General features: G+C 55.0%; 17 protein-coding genes and 1 tRNA gene. 15 read left to right on the forward strand and 3 right to left on the reverse strand.

Features of this window, described 5'->3' with window-relative positions:
• The 4 genes from panC to H7F11_RS01360 are packed head-to-tail and all read left to right on the forward strand — an operon-like array spanning position 1 to position 5,721.
• Positions 1 to 840 carry a pantoate--beta-alanine ligase gene (gene panC, locus H7F11_RS01345; RefSeq protein ID WP_193650705.1) on the forward strand — a complete coding sequence of 280 codons (840 nt, stop codon included), beginning with the start codon at positions 1 to 3 and terminating at the stop codon, positions 838 to 840.
• Positions 837 to 4,670, forward strand: a complete 3,834-nt coding sequence (locus H7F11_RS01350; RefSeq protein ID WP_193650597.1) for a DUF3683 domain-containing protein — start codon at positions 837 to 839, stop codon at positions 4,668 to 4,670. Before panC ends, H7F11_RS01350 begins: the two co-directional genes overlap by 4 nt.
• On the forward strand, positions 4,667 to 5,074 hold the full coding sequence (locus H7F11_RS01355) for a Smr/MutS family protein (RefSeq protein ID WP_193650596.1): 408 nt from the start codon (positions 4,667 to 4,669) through the stop codon (positions 5,072 to 5,074). The genes H7F11_RS01350 and H7F11_RS01355 overlap by 4 nt, the downstream gene beginning before the upstream one ends.
• Before the next feature lie 5 nt (positions 5,075 to 5,079).
• Complete coding sequence (locus tag H7F11_RS01360) at positions 5,080 to 5,721, forward strand: class II aldolase/adducin family protein (protein WP_193650595.1); 642 nt, start codon at positions 5,080 to 5,082, stop codon at positions 5,719 to 5,721.
• On the opposite strand, the gene H7F11_RS01365 is transcribed toward H7F11_RS01360, so the two are convergent.
• Complete coding sequence (locus H7F11_RS01365; protein ID WP_024892642.1) at positions 5,694 to 6,356, reverse strand: putative quorum-sensing-regulated virulence factor; 663 nt, start codon at positions 6,354 to 6,356, stop codon at positions 5,694 to 5,696. The genes H7F11_RS01360 and H7F11_RS01365 overlap by 28 nt on opposite strands.
• Positions 6,357 to 6,578: 222 nt before the next feature.
• On the opposite strand from H7F11_RS01365, the gene H7F11_RS01370 reads away from it, so the two are divergent.
• The 4 genes from H7F11_RS01370 to pyrC all read left to right on the forward strand — a co-directional run bounded on the left by H7F11_RS01370 (position 6,579) and on the right by pyrC (position 11,402).
• On the forward strand, positions 6,579 to 7,274 hold the full coding sequence (locus H7F11_RS01370; protein WP_010640069.1) for a Bax inhibitor-1 family protein: 696 nt from the start codon (positions 6,579 to 6,581) through the stop codon (positions 7,272 to 7,274).
• 157 nt (positions 7,275 to 7,431) lie between these two features.
• The gene (gene mutS, locus H7F11_RS01375; RefSeq protein ID WP_227485151.1) at positions 7,432 to 9,957 is read left to right on the forward strand and encodes a DNA mismatch repair protein MutS; all 2,526 of its coding nucleotides are present in this window, start codon (positions 7,432 to 7,434) and stop codon (positions 9,955 to 9,957) included.
• A 183-nt stretch (positions 9,958 to 10,140) separates the two neighbouring features.
• Positions 10,141 to 10,308 (forward strand): hypothetical protein, encoded by a 168-nt coding sequence (locus H7F11_RS01380; protein WP_193650593.1) that lies wholly within the window; start codon positions 10,141 to 10,143, stop codon positions 10,306 to 10,308.
• Between the two features lie 59 nt (positions 10,309 to 10,367).
• Positions 10,368 to 11,402 carry a dihydroorotase gene (pyrC, locus tag H7F11_RS01385; RefSeq protein WP_193650592.1) on the forward strand — a complete coding sequence of 345 codons (1,035 nt, stop codon included), beginning with the start codon at positions 10,368 to 10,370 and terminating at the stop codon, positions 11,400 to 11,402.
• Positions 11,403 to 11,449: 47 nt separating this feature from the next.
• Here the strand turns inward: pyrC and H7F11_RS01390 are convergent, their stop codons facing one another.
• Positions 11,450 to 12,523: an alkene reductase gene (locus H7F11_RS01390; protein ID WP_193650591.1), complete on the reverse strand. Its 1,074-nt coding sequence runs from the start codon at positions 12,521 to 12,523 to the stop codon at positions 11,450 to 11,452.
• A 373-nt stretch (positions 12,524 to 12,896) separates the two neighbouring features.
• On the opposite strand from H7F11_RS01390, the gene H7F11_RS01395 reads away from it, so the two are divergent.
• The 3 genes from H7F11_RS01395 (at position 12,897) to H7F11_RS01405 (ending at position 14,637) form a co-directional block, all read left to right on the forward strand.
• A tRNA-Leu gene (locus tag H7F11_RS01395) sits at positions 12,897 to 12,981 on the forward strand.
• A 185-nt stretch (positions 12,982 to 13,166) separates the two neighbouring features.
• The gene (locus tag H7F11_RS01400) at positions 13,167 to 14,168 is read left to right on the forward strand and encodes a site-specific integrase (RefSeq protein ID WP_193650590.1); all 1,002 of its coding nucleotides are present in this window, start codon (positions 13,167 to 13,169) and stop codon (positions 14,166 to 14,168) included.
• Between the two features lie 121 nt (positions 14,169 to 14,289).
• The gene (locus H7F11_RS01405) at positions 14,290 to 14,637 is read left to right on the forward strand and encodes a hypothetical protein (RefSeq protein WP_193650589.1); all 348 of its coding nucleotides are present in this window, start codon (positions 14,290 to 14,292) and stop codon (positions 14,635 to 14,637) included.
• A gap of 14 nt (positions 14,638 to 14,651) precedes the next feature.
• On the opposite strand, the gene H7F11_RS01410 is transcribed toward H7F11_RS01405, so the two are convergent.
• Positions 14,652 to 15,185, reverse strand: coding sequence for a tetratricopeptide repeat protein (locus H7F11_RS01410; protein ID WP_193650588.1), 534 nt, complete (start codon positions 15,183 to 15,185; stop codon positions 14,652 to 14,654).
• Positions 15,186 to 15,513: 328 nt separating this feature from the next.
• Here H7F11_RS01410 and H7F11_RS17070 point away from each other — a divergent pair, with 328 nt between their 5' ends.
• The 4 genes from H7F11_RS17070 (at position 15,514) to H7F11_RS01430 (ending at position 17,134) form a co-directional block, all read left to right on the forward strand.
• Positions 15,514 to 15,999, forward strand: coding sequence for a prepilin-type N-terminal cleavage/methylation domain-containing protein (locus tag H7F11_RS17070; protein ID WP_193650587.1), 486 nt, complete (start codon positions 15,514 to 15,516; stop codon positions 15,997 to 15,999).
• Between the two features lie 135 nt (positions 16,000 to 16,134).
• Positions 16,135 to 16,629, forward strand: coding sequence for a prepilin-type N-terminal cleavage/methylation domain-containing protein (locus H7F11_RS01420; protein WP_193650704.1), 495 nt, complete (start codon positions 16,135 to 16,137; stop codon positions 16,627 to 16,629).
• 18 nt (positions 16,630 to 16,647) lie between these two features.
• The gene (locus tag H7F11_RS01425; RefSeq protein ID WP_193650586.1) at positions 16,648 to 16,863 is read left to right on the forward strand and encodes a hypothetical protein; all 216 of its coding nucleotides are present in this window, start codon (positions 16,648 to 16,650) and stop codon (positions 16,861 to 16,863) included.
• A 19-nt stretch (positions 16,864 to 16,882) separates the two neighbouring features.
• Positions 16,883 to 17,134: a hypothetical protein gene (locus H7F11_RS01430; RefSeq protein ID WP_193657983.1), complete on the forward strand. Its 252-nt coding sequence runs from the start codon at positions 16,883 to 16,885 to the stop codon at positions 17,132 to 17,134.
• The last annotated feature ends 118 nt before the right edge of the window (positions 17,135 to 17,252 follow it).

A 17,252-nucleotide genomic window follows, 5' to 3' on the forward strand; every position in this document is an offset into this window, starting at 1 on the left:
ATGCCGGTATTCAAGGATATTGCCAGCCTGCGTCAGTGGCGCCAAAGCCTGCGCGGCACCCTCGCGTTTGTCCCCACCATGGGAAACCTGCACGACGGTCATATGGCTTTGGTCCGCCTGGCTGCCGCCCGGGCCGAACAGGTGCTGGTCAGCATTTACGTCAACCCGCTGCAGTTCGGGCCGCAGGAGGATTTCGCCCATTATCCCCGCAGTCTCGACAAGGACTTACAGCAACTCCACGCAGCGGGATGCTCCACAGTTTTCACCCCGGACGATGCATTGATGTATCCGCGTGGCAGAAAGGATCTTTCCATCATCATACCGCCCCACAGTCTGGCCAAAGTCCTTTGTGGGGCCAGTCGTCCGGGACATTTTGCCGGGGTCTGCACCGTAGTCAACAAACTCTTGCAGATGGTTCAGCCCGAAATTCTGATCCTTGGCGAAAAAGACTATCAGCAACTGCGGATTGTTCAGCAAATGGTGGCCGACATGAACATGACCACCCAGATTCTTCCTGGCCCTGTTCAAAGAGAAGCGGACGGATTGGCCTACAGCTCACGCAATGCACGGCTCAGCCCTGGCGAGCGGCAAATGGCTCCTCTGTTGGCTGCTACACTGTTCGATCTGGTCCAGCGCAGCACCCCTCAGACATCGGCTGCAGAATTGGCCCAAGCCGGTCGAGAACGTCTTGAACAAGCCGGATTTATCATGGATTATCTGGAATTACGGGACAGCGACACGCTACAGGCCGTGAATGTCGCCCAGCCCGGTGCGCGCTGGTTTGCGGCCGCGCATCTCGGGCAGACCCGGCTCATTGACAATGTTATGATTCCCTTATGAACTCACGTCTCCGCGAAATCCCCTACAACTACACCTCTTTTTCCGATGGCGAAATCGTCTCGCGCCTGATTGGCCAGGAAGCCTGGCGCATTCTCGAAGACCTGCGCGAACAACGCGTCACCGGGCGTTCAGCGCGCATGCTTTTTGAGGTGTTGGGCGATCTCTGGGTGGTAGAGCGTAATCCCTATATTCAGGATGACCTGGCCCGCGACAAGAGCCGGCGAGAAGCCCTGTGGAATGCACTGGACCATCGCCTCAACGACATCAGCGCGCGTGCCGAGGGCAATGCGCTGGTATTACGGCTATTGGCTAACACCCGGGAAGCCGTACGAACCTTCACCCGGCAGTTTGATGAAGATCTGCAACTACGCAAAAAATCGGAAAAGCGTCTTCTGAAAATTACGGCACGGGATAATGTCGATTTCAGCGCCTATGCGCGCATCGCCCATATTACCGATGCTTCCGACTGGCGGGTGGAAATTCCTTTTGTGGTGCTCTATCCCGCCGATGAATCCGAAGTGCAACGCATGGTAGCCGCCTGCCGCGAACTGGGTCTTGCCATCATTCCGCGCGGCGGCGGCACCGGCTATACCGGCGGCGCCATCCCGCTCCGGCGTCACACGGCCGTCATCAACACCGAAAAACTGGAGCAGACCTCGGCTATTGAAATGATTACGCCGGCGGGACTGAACTCCGCAGTACCCAGCATGGTCGCGGGTGCCGGCGTTGTCACCAAAGTGGTTGCCGATGCTGCCGATGCTGCTGGTCTGGTGTTCGCGGTAGATCCCACATCCATGGATGCTTCCACCATCGGCGGCAATATCGCCATGAATGCCGGAGGCAAAAAAGCGGTACTTTGGGGTACAGCCCTGGATAATTTAATCTCCTGGCGCATGGTCACCCCCGACGGTAACTGGCTGGAAGTGGAACGCCTGAACCATAACCTCGGCAAAATTCATGATCAGCCGCAGGTGGATTTCCTACTCAAACGCTTTGCTGCCGATGGCAAATCGCCATTGGGTGAGCCAGAAAAACTCACCCTGCCGGGCGCCAGCTTCCGCAAGCCTGGCCTGGGTAAAGATGTTACCGACAAATTCCTCGGCGGACTACCGGGCATTCAGAAAGAAGGCTGCGATGGCATCATCACCTCCGGACGTTTCCTGCTGCATCTCATGCCCGCCCATATCCGCACGGTTTGCCTGGAGTTTTACGGGAGCGACCTGAATGCTGCGGTGCCCGCCATCGTCGAAGTGAAATCCTTCGTGGAAAGCCAGAAAGATGTTCTGCTGACCGGATTGGAGCATCTCGACGACCGCTATCTGAAAGCCATCAAATACAGTAACAAGGCTCCCCGCCACGAGCGCCCGAAAATGCTCCTGCTGGCCGATATTGCCAGCGATGATCCTGATGCGGCCGGAGCCACGGCGGCCGCAGTCGTGCGCATTGCCAATGCCCGGGGCGGCGAAGGCTTCGTAGCCACCACACCCGAATCGCGACGGCGCTTCTGGGCCGACCGCAGCCGCACTGCCGCCATATCCGCCCACACCAACGCCTTCAAAATCAATGAAGACGTGGTGATTCCTCTGGAACAACTGGGTGCGTATACGCGCGCTGTGGAACGCATCAATATTGAACAGTCCATCAGCAGCAAATTGCGCAGCCTCGCGGCGTTGGAAGCCTATTTCAACGGCGACATGGCCGAAATCCGCAAAGCCAAAGATTACGAAGATTCCAGCGAAGATCAGGCCATTGTTGCCGCCAAAAGAGCGGCGGCCCTCGCCCTGATTGAGGATACCCGACAACGTTGGGAATCCCTGCTCAGGCTGCTCGATGACGACGCAGCCTTGCATCCCGAACTGCTGGACGCTCCGGCGGCTGCGGCGCTGCAGCCGGAAGAAACCCTCATTGACCTGCTCCTGCGCGGGGCTTTGCGGGTCAGCTATCGGGAGCGGGTAGGAAGGCCACTGGAGGCGCTATTTGCGGGAGATGCCTTTAATGCCCTGCGCGAACGGATCCGGGAAATTCACGCAGAGCACAAACGCGCCCGCTTGTTCGTCGCGCTGCACATGCATGCGGGTGATGGCAATATCCACACCAACATTCCGGTTTTATCCAGTAATCATCGCATGCTCCATGAGGCCGACGGCGTAGTGGACCGGATCATGGCCATCGCCCTGGAACTGGGCGGTGTCATTTCCGGCGAACACGGCATTGGCATTACTAAAATGCGCTGGCTGGAACCGGAAAAAATAGCCGCCTTTGCCCGCTACAAGGCCGAAGTGGACCCCGGTAATGTCTTCAATCCGGGCAAGCTGCTGGCAGGCTCAGGTCTGGACAACGCCTACACCCCCTCCCTGCAACTGGTAGAGCAGGAAGCCCTGCTCCTCGAAGCCAGCGAACTGGGCGAACTCAACCGCGAAATCAAGGATTGCCTGCGTTGCGGCAAGTGCAAACCGGTCTGCATGACCCACATTCCCCGGGCCAATCTGCTCTATTCGCCGCGCAACAAAATTCTGGCGACCGGCTTGCTGATTGAGGCCTTTTTGTACGAGGAACAAACCCGGCGCGGTGTTTCGCGGCAGCATTTTGAAGCGATGAATGATGTCGCCGATCACTGTACTACCTGCCACAAATGCATGACGCCCTGCCCGGTGGATATTGATTTCGGCAAGGTTTCCATTCATATGCGCAACATTCTCCGGGCGCGTGGTGAAAAATCCTTCAATATGGGGACCCGCCTGGCCATGAGCTACCTGAATGCCACTGAACCCGGCAAGGTGCACTTCATGCGTCAGGGGGTTCTGCAGACCATGTTCAAGGCCCAGGCACTGGCCCATGACATCGTCAAGCCCTTGCTGCCCAAGGGCCCGCCGCCGGCGACAACCGGCAAGGCCAGCATGCGTACGGAAGTCATTCATTTTTTACGCAAACCCCTGCCCACCAAAATGGGTGCCCAGACCATGCGCCAGTTACTGGCCATTGTTGATGACAAAACCGTGCCCATTATTCGGGACAGCAGCAAAGTCACGGACGACAGTGACGCCGTCTTTTATTTTCCGGGATGCGGCAGCGAGCGGCTGTTCAGTGACATCGGCTTGGCAACACTCGCCATGCTCCATCATGTTGGCGCCCAAACCGTCCTGCCTCCCGGTTATCTCTGCTGCGGTTATCCCCAGACAGCCGGGGGGCAGGAAGACAAAGGACAGGAAATTTCCGTGCGTAATCAGGTGCTTTTTCACCGGGTCGCCAACACCCTCAACTATCTGGATATAAAAACGGTAATCCTCTCCTGTGGCACTTGCATGGATCAGTTGCTGCAATATCAATTCCAGCAAATATTCCCCGGTTGCCGTCTGCTGGATATTCATGAATATCTGATGGAAAAAGGGATTGCTCTGGAAGGCGTCGCGGGCGTGCAATACCTGTATCACGACCCCTGCCATAGCCCCATGAAAACCCACAAACCCCAGGCAGTTGCCAGTCGCCTGCTGGGTCAGGAAGTGCTGGAATCGGCCCGCTGCTGTGGCGAAGCCGGAACGCTGGCCAGCAGTCGTCCCGACATTGCCACCCAGTTACGCTTCCGCAAGGAAGAAGTGCTCAAAGAAGGCGTTTTCCAGCTCACCGGCAGTGACAAAGCCGTAGACAACAATGTCCGTCTTCTGACCAGTTGCCCGGCTTGTCAGCAGGGTCTGGAACGCTACCGGGAAGATACCGGTCTGGATACAGACTACATTGTCGTGGAGCTGGCCCGTAAAATTCTCGGCAGCCAGTGGCAACAGGGCTTTATTGACGCCACCCGACAGGGAGGCATTGAGAGGGTTCTGCTTTGACGCAAGGGCCTGATCCGGTTTTCAAAAGCGCAATAGATGGCGTTCTTGATCTCCATGCCTTCCGTCCCAAGGAAGCACCTGATCTGGTTCGGGAATATTTACGCAGTTGCCGCGCTGCCGGCATTACTGAAATCCGCATCATCCACGGCAAAGGTAAAGGCGTGCTCCGTGAAACCGTACATGCCTTGCTGCGCCGGGAACCCATGGTCAAAAACTTTCGTCTGGCCAATGACCGCAGCAGTTGGGGAGCCACCCTGGTAGATATTTACCCGCCGGATGTAGCCCTGCCCGAGCGCCCGACCAGTCCCGGCAAAACAGTGGCCAGAGTCCATGCAGCCCAATCCGGCCCGGTCACCCTCCCCGGCTGGTACCGAATCCTCCAGAAAATATTTGTCCGGCGCTAAAACTCATGAACACAGCCAACACATCCGAAGAAGGCGTCACCAAATTCCTGTTGCACTGGACGCCAGCCGCCGCTTCCGATCAAGCCGAAATTACTACCTTACAGGACTGGCGTGATGTTTTTTTTGCCCGCCAGCTGATCGGTGCGGATCCACAGCGCTATGGCGGCATCGGTTTTGGTAATGTGAGCTGCCGCAGTACGCAGGGATTTCTGGTCAGCGCCACCCAAACCGGAGGGCTCCCGACCTTGAGCACGCATAATTTCTGCACCGTGACAGGCTGGGATATCCTGCGCAATGAAATCCGCGCCAGAGGACCGCAGCCACCCTCTTCCGAAGCCCTGAGCCATGCGGCCTGTTACGCCGCCCGCTCTGACATTCATTGGGTATTTCATGTGCACAGCCCGGTACTCTGGCAGGCTGCTGCCCGACTGGGCATGGTGGCCACCCCTCTGGATGCGGAGTATGGGACCCCCGCCATGGCCGAGGCCATCAGCAGCATCATCCGTAATGCTCATCTGCCGGTGTTACTGCAAATGGCGGGGCATGAAGACGGCATTATCGCCGCCGGCAATAGTGCCGCCCAGTGCGGAGCACTACTGCTGGAGGCGGTACTGCGTGCTCAGCTTTCCAGTGCCTTGCGCAAATAAAAGTCCATATCGGTCAGATTATTCAGCGCCCATTTACGGTAGTCATCCGGCAGATCAATAATTTTGACGCCTTTATGCTTACCAAAAGGCATGGTTTCGGGAATCCGGGCACGTTCACTGAACTCCCACAAGTCTTCCCAGGAAGAAGGACGCACCGCCAGAATCACCTTGTTGAGCAAAATCCGGCAAAATTTCACATCAGCCAGGGCCGAATGGGCATTTTTGAGATTATCCCGCGTTTTTTTGCGATCCTTGCTGAAATGAAACATGAGTGCCGACTGGGAGTGACTGTCCACTTCCGGCCACAGTTTGCGGGTCATGGCATAGGTGCAAATGCGTTTGACATCGGGTTTACCGATCACACCCCAGTCATAATCAATACTATGCCCTACCAGATAACCCGTATCTTCCGGCAAAGTAAAAGTCCGCGCCGAAGGACAATCCAGCAGTTCTTCTTCAAGAATATGGTGCACCGCCATGGCCCCCATCTCAATGGGCTTATCCGGGCGATAACGCTGCACAAACTGTTCTTCTACCTCCAGGGTCTTGAGATCACTGACTGCCAGCCAGGCCGCTTCGATCAGATCGGGCTCCACCCGCCCCGTGGTTTCCGTGTCAAAAATCAGTGCGCGCATGCTGGCTCCATCATCAATCCGAGAAAAGAATTGCAGGGTAATGATGTGTTCAGCAATGGGCAAGTAACAAATCGCCGATAACTGCCGGAACTTTTCGCCGCTGCCAGACTCTTAGCCCCGATCTGCTTTGTTGAAAGTTCAGCAGGACCATTGATTTATCGAACAGAAACCCCCATTCTTGAGATATACCCAAGCACGTTGCTTGTTTGAAGGAGTCCGTTAATGAATCAGGATCAGAACCCCTATCAGTTTCCCGACAGCATGAACCCCCAGGGAAGCCGTACTGGCACGTCCATTGGCGCATTGCTGGGGAAGACCTACGCGCTGCTGGCTGCGACTCTGGTCGTTTCGGCCATTGCTGCGGTTTATGGAATGAGCTCACCGTTTGCCTATGAACACCCCTTCATCCTGATGATAGGCTCTTTTGCCCTGCTGTTTGCCGTGCAGTATACCGGCGCTCACCGCAGTCCTTTTGCCATACCGCTGGTTTTCCTCTTTGCCGCCGGCATGGGCATGATGATGGGACCCGCGATTGAAATGTATCTGCGGATGCCCAACGGAGCCACCGTCATTGCCGAAGCGCTGGGCACCACGGCGGCCATGTTTATCGGTCTGTCTGCCTACGCCATGACCACCCGCCGGGATTTCAGCAACATCGGTGGATTCCTCATCACCGGACTGATTCTGGCCATTGTGGTTTCTTTATTGAACATGTTCCTGCTGCATCTGCCAGCCCTGCAACTGGCTATTGCCGGGGTTCTGGTACTGGTGTTCAGTGGACTGATTCTGTTTGACACCCAGCGTATGGTTCGCGGCGGTATTCAGGAACCGGTATTGCTGGTAGTCGGCCTGTACCTGGACATCATCAACCTGTTCATGGCCCTGCTGGAAATTTTTGGCGGCGGCAACCGAAGCTGAATTCATTCGTACCGCTTCCTGTCCGTCATCCGTAACGGGTGACGGATGTAGCCGCAGCTACTTGTCCTGCGCTATCCTCTGCCCAATATGAACATTGATTTGCACAGGCAACGCTCTCACCATGCGCTCCGCTGAACCAAGCGCTCAGCACACCCCCATGATGCAACAATATCTTGGACTGAAAGCAGAATGTCCGGATGCGCTGCTGTTTTACCGCATGGGGGATTTTTACGAACTGTTTTACGAAGATGCACAAAAAGCATCGACTTTGCTGGGTATTACACTCACCAGCCGGGGGCACAGCGCAGGAGAACCCATCCCCATGGCCGGGGTTCCGGTGCATAGCATCGATGGTTATTTAGGCAAACTGGTCGCACTCGGTGAAAGAATCGCCATCGGTGAACAAATTGGTGACCCAACCACCAGCAAAGGACCTGTCGAAAGAGCCATTGTCCGGGTATTGACCCCCGGCACCATTGTCGATGGAGGCTTGCTGGATAGTCACCAGGAGCCCCTCCTGCTGGCCATTTGTCCAGAAGGCCCACGCTGCGGCCTTGCCTGGCTGGATGCTGCCGGAGGGCGGCTGATGCTCAGGGAAATTCCCCAGACCGGCTTGGCCGACCTGCTTGCCCGGCGTCCTGTAGCTGAAATCATTCTTCCCGAAGATGCGCCACTCAAAACCAGCCTGAACAACAAACATGTCCAGGGGCTGGATAAAACCCTGTTCCAGACCCGGCGCAGTCAGGCCGTGCTGGAGCGCTATTTTGGCGAGCGCCTGGACAGTTTTGGCTGCAATGACTGGCCATTGGCCCTGCGTGCTGCAGGAGCACTTCTCCATTATGCCGAATCCCAACTACGGGGTAGCCTGGCTCAGATCCAGCACCTGCAGCCTGAACGCGCCGAAGATGAGCTGTATCTGGATGCCACCGCTTTTCGTGCGCTGGAAGTTGTTGAAAGCTTGCACGAACAGGGCCCCACCCTGCTGTCTCTGCTGCAAAAGACCCGCACCCCCATGGGTACCCGGCTTCTGAGGCGCTGGTTGTTACGTCCTTTGCGTCAGGGACCCGATTTGCTGCAGCGCCAGCAGCATGTCAGCGCACTGGTAGCCGGCCAGGGTCCAGAGCCGCTACAAAAGGCCCTGCAGGGAATCGCCGATGCCGAGCGCATTCTCACCCGTATTGCCTTGCGCAGTGCCAACCCTCGTGATCTGGCGCAATTGCGCAGTACCCTCCAGGCGCTGCCCGCCCTGCACGAAAGCCTGCAGCGCTTCGCGCAAAGTCCACTTCATGATTATCGGGAACGCATCGGGTTATTCGCAGAAACCCGCCTGCTGCTGGAAAACGCCATTGTCGATCAGCCCCCCATGACCCAAAGAGACGGGGGTTATATTCAAACGGGCTATGACACTGAACTGGATCGTTTACAGGCCCTGAGTCACAACCTTCAGGATGTCCTGCGTAATCTGGAGCAGGAAGAACGTCAGCGCACCGGCATCAGCCAGCTCAAAATTCAGTACAATCGGGTTCACGGCTTTTATATTGAAATCAGCCGCAGTTATCAGGGACCTATTCCCGACGACTACCGCCGCCGCCAGACCACCAAAAATGCCGAACGCTACATCAATGACGCCCTCAAGCTTATCGAAGATCAGGCGCTTTCTGCCGAAAGTCTGGCTCTCAGCCGGGAACGTCTGCTCTTCACAACGCTTCTGGACGCCCTGATTCCGGAAGTTGCAGCCCTGCAGAACACCATGACCGCAGTGGCGGAACTGGATGTCCTGAGCACCCTGGCTGAACGCGCCATCTCACTGAATTGGTCCGCACCGCAACTGGTGGCGGAAAACAGCCTGCACATTCTTGATGGCAGGCACCCGGTCGTCGAAGCGCAAATGGGCAGTCAGTTTGTGCCCAACGACCTTCATTTTGATGGGCAACAGCGGATGCACCTGATTACCGGCCCCAACATGGGCGGTAAATCTACCTACATGCGCCAGAGCGCACTGATCGTACTGCTCGCTCATATCGGCAGTTGGGTGCCCGCTCGCGAAGCCATTATCGGGCCTGTCGACCAGATATTCACCCGCATTGGTGCTGCCGACGATCTGGCCGGCGGACGCTCGACCTTCATGGTGGAAATGAGCGAAACCGCCCGCATACTGCATCTGGCCACCGCCCGGAGTCTGGTCATTCTCGATGAAATCGGGCGCGGCACCGCCACCTATGACGGCCTCGCCATTGCCTGGGCAACCGCCGAAGCCCTGCTCGAACGCGGAGCATTTACACTTTTTGCCACCCACTATTTTGAACTGACCGAACTGGAAAACCCGCAGCTCAGCAACCTGCATCTGGATGCTGTCGCCCAGAACGATCAGGTCATTTTTCTGCATCGTGTCGAAGCAGGGCCAGCCGCCCAGAGTTACGGCCTGGCCGTGGCCAGCCTGGCCGGCATTCCAGAAAAGGTGGTCAGCACTGCCAAGGTACGGCTGCAGTTACTTGAAAATTCGAGCTCTGCACGACCAAGCATCTTACCCAATCCGGCACCCGCACAAAATCCACCGGCGCAAATTCCCCTATTTGCAGCATCACCCCACCCCGCACTGGAACTCCTGGAGCAAATGGACCCTGACAACACCAGCCCCAGGGAAGCATTGGCCGTTTTATATCAAATGAAAGAGCTGCTATAGGCTTTCCGTAATACAGCATCGCTTGTTAGATGACTCAGTCTATCCCATCATTTTTATGGGTGGCCTATCCGGGGGCTACCCGCCAGCCAATCATCGGCTGATGGACGGACCGTTTTTGTCCATCTGCCGGTAGACTGGCGACCGGTAGTGGTTTGCGAGCAACCACATGGAACGACAATTCGGATGCAGCGCTTTGCAGAAGCCCATAGTCTTTTGTCGCTGATAGGCTGCCTGAATCCTCAGGAAGCTACCACCATTGACCATAGCCTGCAGGTTCACAGCGCTGCAGCAGCCAAAAAAGCCAGGGAAGCCGCCCACCAAAAATCTGAGCAGTCCGCAGTGCCCGATTGAAAAACATCGCGCCAGCAACATATCATCCAGTATGATCTCAACAAGCGGAGGATGATGCTGTGCAAGAACTCACCCTGACTCGTCCCGACGACTGGCATCTGCATCTGCGTGACGGGGCCAATATGGCCTCGGTGCTTCCTGACAGTGCCCGACGTTTTGGTCGGGCCATCGTCATGCCCAACCTGAAACCGCCCGTCACCACGGTGGAACTTGCCACCGCTTATCGTGACCGGATTGTTGCTGCACTAGAGCCGACATCGGAATTTCAACCCCTCATGATCCTTTATCTCACCGATAACACCACCGTGAGTGAAATCGAAAAAGCCAAATGCAGCGGTTTTGTACAGGCAGTGAAATACTATCCGGCGGGCGCAACCACCCACTCGGAAAACGGTGTCACCGACCTCAAACGCGTATACAACGTGCTGGAAGCCATGGAAAAAATGGATCTGCCGCTGCTCCTGCATGGAGAAGTGACCGATCCGGATATTGATATTTTTGATCGGGAAGCCGTATTCATAGAACGCCATCTGCTGCCCCTGACCCGCAATTTTCCGGATCTGCGCATGGTTCTCGAACATATCACCACCCGCACCGCCACCCAATTTGTTGCCGGTGCCGGAAAGCAGATAGCGGCCACCATCACCGCTCACCACCTGCTCCTCAATCGCAATGCCCTGTTTGTCGGTGGGGTTCGTCCCCACCATTACTGCCTGCCGATCCTCAAACGGGAAACCCACCGCCAGGCACTGATTCAAGCCGCTACCAGTGGTAATCCCAAATATTTTCTCGGTACGGACAGCGCCCCCCACCCACGTCAGGATAAGGAGTCGGCCTGCGGCTGTGCCGGAATTTACACCGCCCATGCAGCCATTGAACTTTATGCAGAAGTTTTTGAAGCCGCAGGCGCTCTGGACCGGCTGGAAGCCTTTGCCAGTTTTCATGGACCGGATTTCTACCAGCTCCCTCGTAATCAGGGGCACATTACTCTGGAAAAACGGGGTTGGACGGTTCCCGAAAGCTATCCCTGTGGGGTGGACACATTAATTCCTCTCCGGGCTGGAGAGGAAATATCGTGGAAATTGAGAGAATAACTAAAGGAATAATAGGTATTCATCTCGCCCTGTATTATTTACCAAAGCTAGCCTTTGTTATACGCCGGATAGTCGGTATATCCTTTTGGCCCAGTAGAATAAAAAGTGGATTGATCAGGAGCATTCAAGGGATAGCCTGCATGAATCCGATCTGGCAAATCTGGATTTGCCAGGAAGGCGGTCCCAAACGCAATGGCATCAACCATGCCAGAAGTTACAGCTTCTTTGGCTTTTCCTGGCGAGTAACCCATGTTGGCAATCAAAGCTCCACGGTAATGTTTCCGCGCTGGAGACAAAATATCCCCTGATTGATGGCCGTAAAAGTCTCCGCGCATTAAATGTAGATAAGCCAAGCCAAAATCATTTAAACGATCAGCAAGCCACGTCAGCAAGGCCACGGGATTACTATCACGCATATCGTTGAAGCTATTGAGGGGAGATAAACGCACACCGACCCGGTCGGCACCAATGGCATTAGAAACAGCCGTCAATGTTTCGAATAGCAGTCGCGCACGGTTTTCCATGCTACCACCATATATTCCAGAGCGAATATTGCTTCCATCGCGCAGAAATTCATCCAGTAAATAACCGTTTGCCGCATGCACTTCCACCATATCAAACCCGGCAGAACGGGCATTCAGCGCAGCCTGGGCAAACCCTTGGACAATAGCGGGTATTTCGTCATCCTTTAAGGCTCTCGGTTCAGTATAATTTTGCTTTCCATTTGGGGTATGTACCTCTTCACCCTTAATGGCAATGGCGCTGGGAGCCACAGGAACAGCCCCATCATTCAAATCAGGATGGCACGCTCTACCACCATGCCAAAGTTGCAGGGCAATTTTACCTCCAGCTGAATGCACGGCGTCGGTCACTAAGCGCCAACCATCAATCTGTGCGGCCGAATAAATACCCGGCTCATGCCAAAAGGCAGAATTACCAGGCAAAATCATGGTTGCCTCAGCGATGATCAACCCCGCACTGGCTCTTTGAGCGTAGTATTCTGCCATAAGCGGCGTTGGTACATGCTCGCCCTCTGCGCGGCAGCGCGTCAAAGGTGCCATAAAAATGCGATTAGCGGTGTGGATGCTGCCCAGTTGCAATGGTGAGAACAAGTCGGCCATGGATTCTCCTTGTCAGTATCAGCTTAGAGTCTTAAACACCGAAATAATACCGACTAGTCGGTCTGTTTACAAGCATCCATATTTTTGCAGATACACCATACTCACATAACTTCAAAGCAATCGCTGGCTAAACAAGTTGTGGATCAATGAGCTACCAATCCTCTGTTCAAGAATGATGGCTCGGGGAAAGATGTCGACAAAAACAACAACCGCGAGGCCAAAAATTGCTGCAAAGCCTCCCTACAACCTGCTGCGTTTATTCGAATAACTTGATCATCTGGTTTGTGACGGTTGATCTTGTTATGATGCGAGCATTGTTGATCAGACTCTCGCCACGGTAACAGCGTACGATGAAAAGATCAGCCTTTACCTTGCCCAGGTGGCGAAATCGGTAGACGCAAGGGACTTAAAATCCCTCGGTTTACACCGTGCCGGTTCGAGTCCGGCCCTGGGCACCACCTTGATTATAAAAAGTTTTTAAAAATTCAAGCACTCTTTTTTGCGCCTCAGAAACTCCCTATTTGCCTTTTCTGGACAATATCTGGACAATGGCAAAGGGTTCAGGCGCTTTTTCAGCCGTGCTTTGCCGCCGCCAAACAGTCCTCTGAACCCTTCCGGAGACAGCAATGGAGGAGGCAAACAAATGGCAGGCTTTTACGAACAGTTAGATCGGGATGGCATCCGTATCGGCTGGCAAGCCAAGATCCGGAAGAAGGGGTTTCCCGCCCAATCCAAGGTATTTCGCAACAAGGCGGACGCACAGGCCTGGGCCTCCACGGTTGAGGGAGAAATGGTGCGAGGGTTGTGGCGTGACCGGTCCCAATCAGAAAACACCACCCTGAAAGAATGTCTCGAACGCTATTTAACGGAAGTGACGCCTCACAAGAAAACGCCACATCCTGAGCAAATGCGCTTGCGCCAGTGGATGAAACGCCCTATTGCCTGCAGCTTCATGTCCGCCGTGCGCGGCATGGATGTTGCCGAAGCTGTCAAAGCGATGGAACGGGAGGGCAAAAGTGCCAACACTATCCGCCTGCATCTGGCCGTTCTCAGCCATCTTTTCAAAGTGGCCAAAACCGAATGGGGTATGGAAGCCCTCACCAATCCCGTGCAAGCCATACGCAAACCGAAGCTGCCGCAAGGTCGAGAGCGACGCCTGGAAGGCAATGAGGAAGAACGCCTACTGGAAGCCTGTCGAAAAGATGACAATCCCCACCTGTATTCTCTGGTTCAATTTGCCATAGAAACCGCCATGCGACGAGGAGAGCTTTGTAGATTGACTTGGGAAAACATTAATCTGTCTCGAAGGGTTGCGCTATTACCTGACACCAAAAACGGCAGCAAGCGCCTTGTGCCCCTCTCTACAGCCGCTTTGAAGGTGCTCAACGCCCTGCCCCATCGTCTGGAGGGACCAGTCTGGGAGACCAAACCCGATACGATTACCCAATCATTCTCCCGATGCTGCAAACTCGCCCACATTGAGGACCTATGCTTCCATGACTTGCGCCATGAAGCCACCAGTCGGCTATTTGAAAAAGGACTGAACCCGATGCAGGTGTCGGCCATCACCGGGCATAAGACTTTACAGATGTTGAAACGATATACGCATTTGAAGCCGGAGGATTTGGCGATATTGTTGGGTTAACCGCCACAATGGACAGGCCCGACACCGTACATGACTGCACAGCAGCGCGGGCCTTCTTCAGCGGAAATACTTTTGACGATCTGGATCCTACGAAGGATTTTAACTTTTGGTAAATAGACCCATGAACCCCCACGAAAACCCCATTATGGAATACCTGCACACGATTCTGGAGCGCACCGATCAGTTGCTGGAAGATGTCAGCGATCTGCGGCATCGCATGGCCAAACTGGAGCAGGCCGTACTGCAGAAAAAAAACAGAGCCACCGCCCCCCTTCAACCTCCTATCCAGCGCAACGTGGTCTCCAGTGACCCCGATCACATCCAGCGACTGGCAAAAACCTTGGAGGTTTCCGAAGCCTCCGTGTTGCTACGAATACACCGAATGCAAGATATTTTGGCCAATTCACCCGGAAAACCCCTCCCCCCTTTGGATAGGGTCGAGGCCCAATTATTAGGGCTGATTGACTAACCCATTTTACTCATTCAGTTGGTGTACTCCGAGCCATCCTTCAGTTGGATGGGTCCCACGTCAAAACCGAGATGTCTGAGTTTGATTTTTGCCGTTGGCAGCCCCTGCTCTGCAGCCTTCGCCAGCCACTGCAGGGCAATACTCGCATCTTTGGGCACCCCTTCTCCGTTCAGATAATGCCAATAAAGCAGGTCCATAGCATCCACCTCGCTTTTTTTGGCAGCGGCCTCCAGCCATGGCACCGCGATAGCGTGCTGCTGCTCGGCAGAAAAAGCGATGCCCACCAGTTTCAGCGCGGTGGCCTCTCCAGTATCCGCCTGCTGAATCCAGCCTATCAGTTCCGGCGTCAGCGCGATGCAGATGTGGGATTCGACACTGGAGAGATCTATCTGCCGGAGCATTCCGCCCGGGAGATGGTTTGCAGACATTTTCTTGCCTTGAATCACGCCAGATTCGAGCCAGTTGTGTACCGTCCGCACGGTTTTGCCCGTCAACATCGCGGTGCTTTGCGTGCTGATGAAAACGGACGAATGCTGTAGTTTATTCATAACAGCCTTGCCTGTTCCTTTCATCCCAGCATGAAGATTTGCACACAAATGATTTCATCGCAAACGCTATGAAGTCAAACCGGTTTCATGGTGGTTACGATGAAGGAAATAACAGGTGTTCATGGGAAATACGATGAAAAGGTGTTCTGTTATTATTTAACTATATACTTCAATAATGAACAGCCTAAATAAAATATATTTTTATCATAAAGTTATAAATTTTTCCGGTAAAGGAAAATTTGGCACATTTCATGCTTAGATGACCATGAGACACCGCACCCCGCGATGTCAGATGATGTTTCTTGCAAGAATTTAAGGAGTAAGACTCATGAGCATGCTAGTCAAGAAGGCGCAGGCCAGCGCCGAAGCCGGTTTCACCCTCATCGAGCTGATGATCGTCATTGCCATCATCGGCATTCTGGCGGCCATCGCCATTCCGCAGTATGAGCAGTATATCGTGACTTCAAAGGCGACCACGATTACCCAGGATTTTCATCAGGCAGTTACTCAAGCAACGGCTGCAGTTGCTGCAGCAAATGCTGGACAAACGACTAGTGCGCCAACCAACTTAGGCAATATGCCAGGTGGATTTTCTATCGCGTGGAATAGTGGCAATGCTTATACCCCTACTGATGCCAACAATGGTACCTCGATTGTGGTTGCACTCACGCAAAGTGGCGGCGGTTCAAGCGGTACAACTATAGCCGCTGCTGTTGCTCAAGCTTTATCGGCTCAGGGCATATCTGCATGCTCAGCAGGCCCCTGCCAAGCAACCATCACTGCTGACGGAGCCGCTACATACAGCGCGGCGTAATTATAACTGACTTGTTACATGTGCAGTCCTTCGGGGCTGCACCTTTCGGACAGTGCTCTGATCCCCATCTCAAAAATAATTTCAGAACCCTCTCGGAAAGGTCTTACCATGCCCAGCCCAACAACAAAACCCCAAATGAGCAGCGGCTTCACCCTCATCGAACTGATGATTGTCATTGCCATCATCGGGATTCTGGCGGCCATTGCGATACCGCAATACTTTGCGTACATCGAAACCGCCAAGGCGCAGACGGTATCGGGTAATCTGAAAATGGCGGTGGACGCAGTGACCAATGCTTTTGCAGCCAGCAACAATGATGTAACTACGGATATTTACAGCACCCTGAACGGAAAATCTGCCCATGATGTGGCCGACCCGGTGTATGGCTCAGGCACTCCGGCTTTTGTCGCAGCAACCGGTGCCCAAATGGGGCAATGCGGGCAGGTGTTGATTGATGCGACCACCATCAGCCAGGCAGGGCCACAGCAAGTCACCGTCATGGTCAGCACCACGGGCTGCAGTGGCAATCTCGGTACCGCTATTGCCCGCGCCTGCAGTGCCGAAGGATTCATTCACGCCGCGACAAGCAGCGGCGTCATCATCACCCCAAACGGAAAAGTCACCCCGTAAACTCACAGGAGAACGACCATGAACGCCCATCATCCGCAACAGCGTATCAATGAGCTCCAGCAATTGCGCCATCGCCTGCTCAGTCGTCGCGAACAGCGCGGTGCGCCCACCGCAACCATCGACATGGAGCTCAATGTGGTGCGCAGTGAATTGCAGGCCCTCTATGCCCTGCAGCGCGCTCAAAAACCCGCCAATCAGCGGATATCCGCCTCCCACGGCTTGCAAATGGCCTGATCGTCGCGGGCTGCGGCGCTTGGCGCACCGTCCTGCCTTGCAGGGCGGAAGGTCGCTGGCTGCCCATCCCCTGATCTACGGCCTTCCGCGCATGTCCCGTGATGCTCCTGATCCGCCCGCGAAAAACGGCCACTGGCGCCGGGTTTGGGTACGTCTGGGGTTGGGTGGGGGGGTGCCTTCGGGTGCTTCGTCATTTTCTGCGGCCCATACCCGCCTGCAACAATATCTGGCTTTCCACAAGGCCGTCGGGCAGGTCATGGAACGCAACTGATAGGGGCGAGCATTCTGCTGCCAGGCCCTGCGCAGCGGCCCCTCGGAGAAAGGTTCATTAAACAGCGGCCTTTGCGTCTGCCAGACCCGGAACAGCGGGCCATGGTCGGCGGGCAGGC

The sequence above is a fragment of the Acidithiobacillus sp. HP-2 genome (assembly GCF_015100155.1).
Taxonomy (GTDB): domain Bacteria; phylum Pseudomonadota; class Gammaproteobacteria; order Acidithiobacillales; family Acidithiobacillaceae; genus Acidithiobacillus.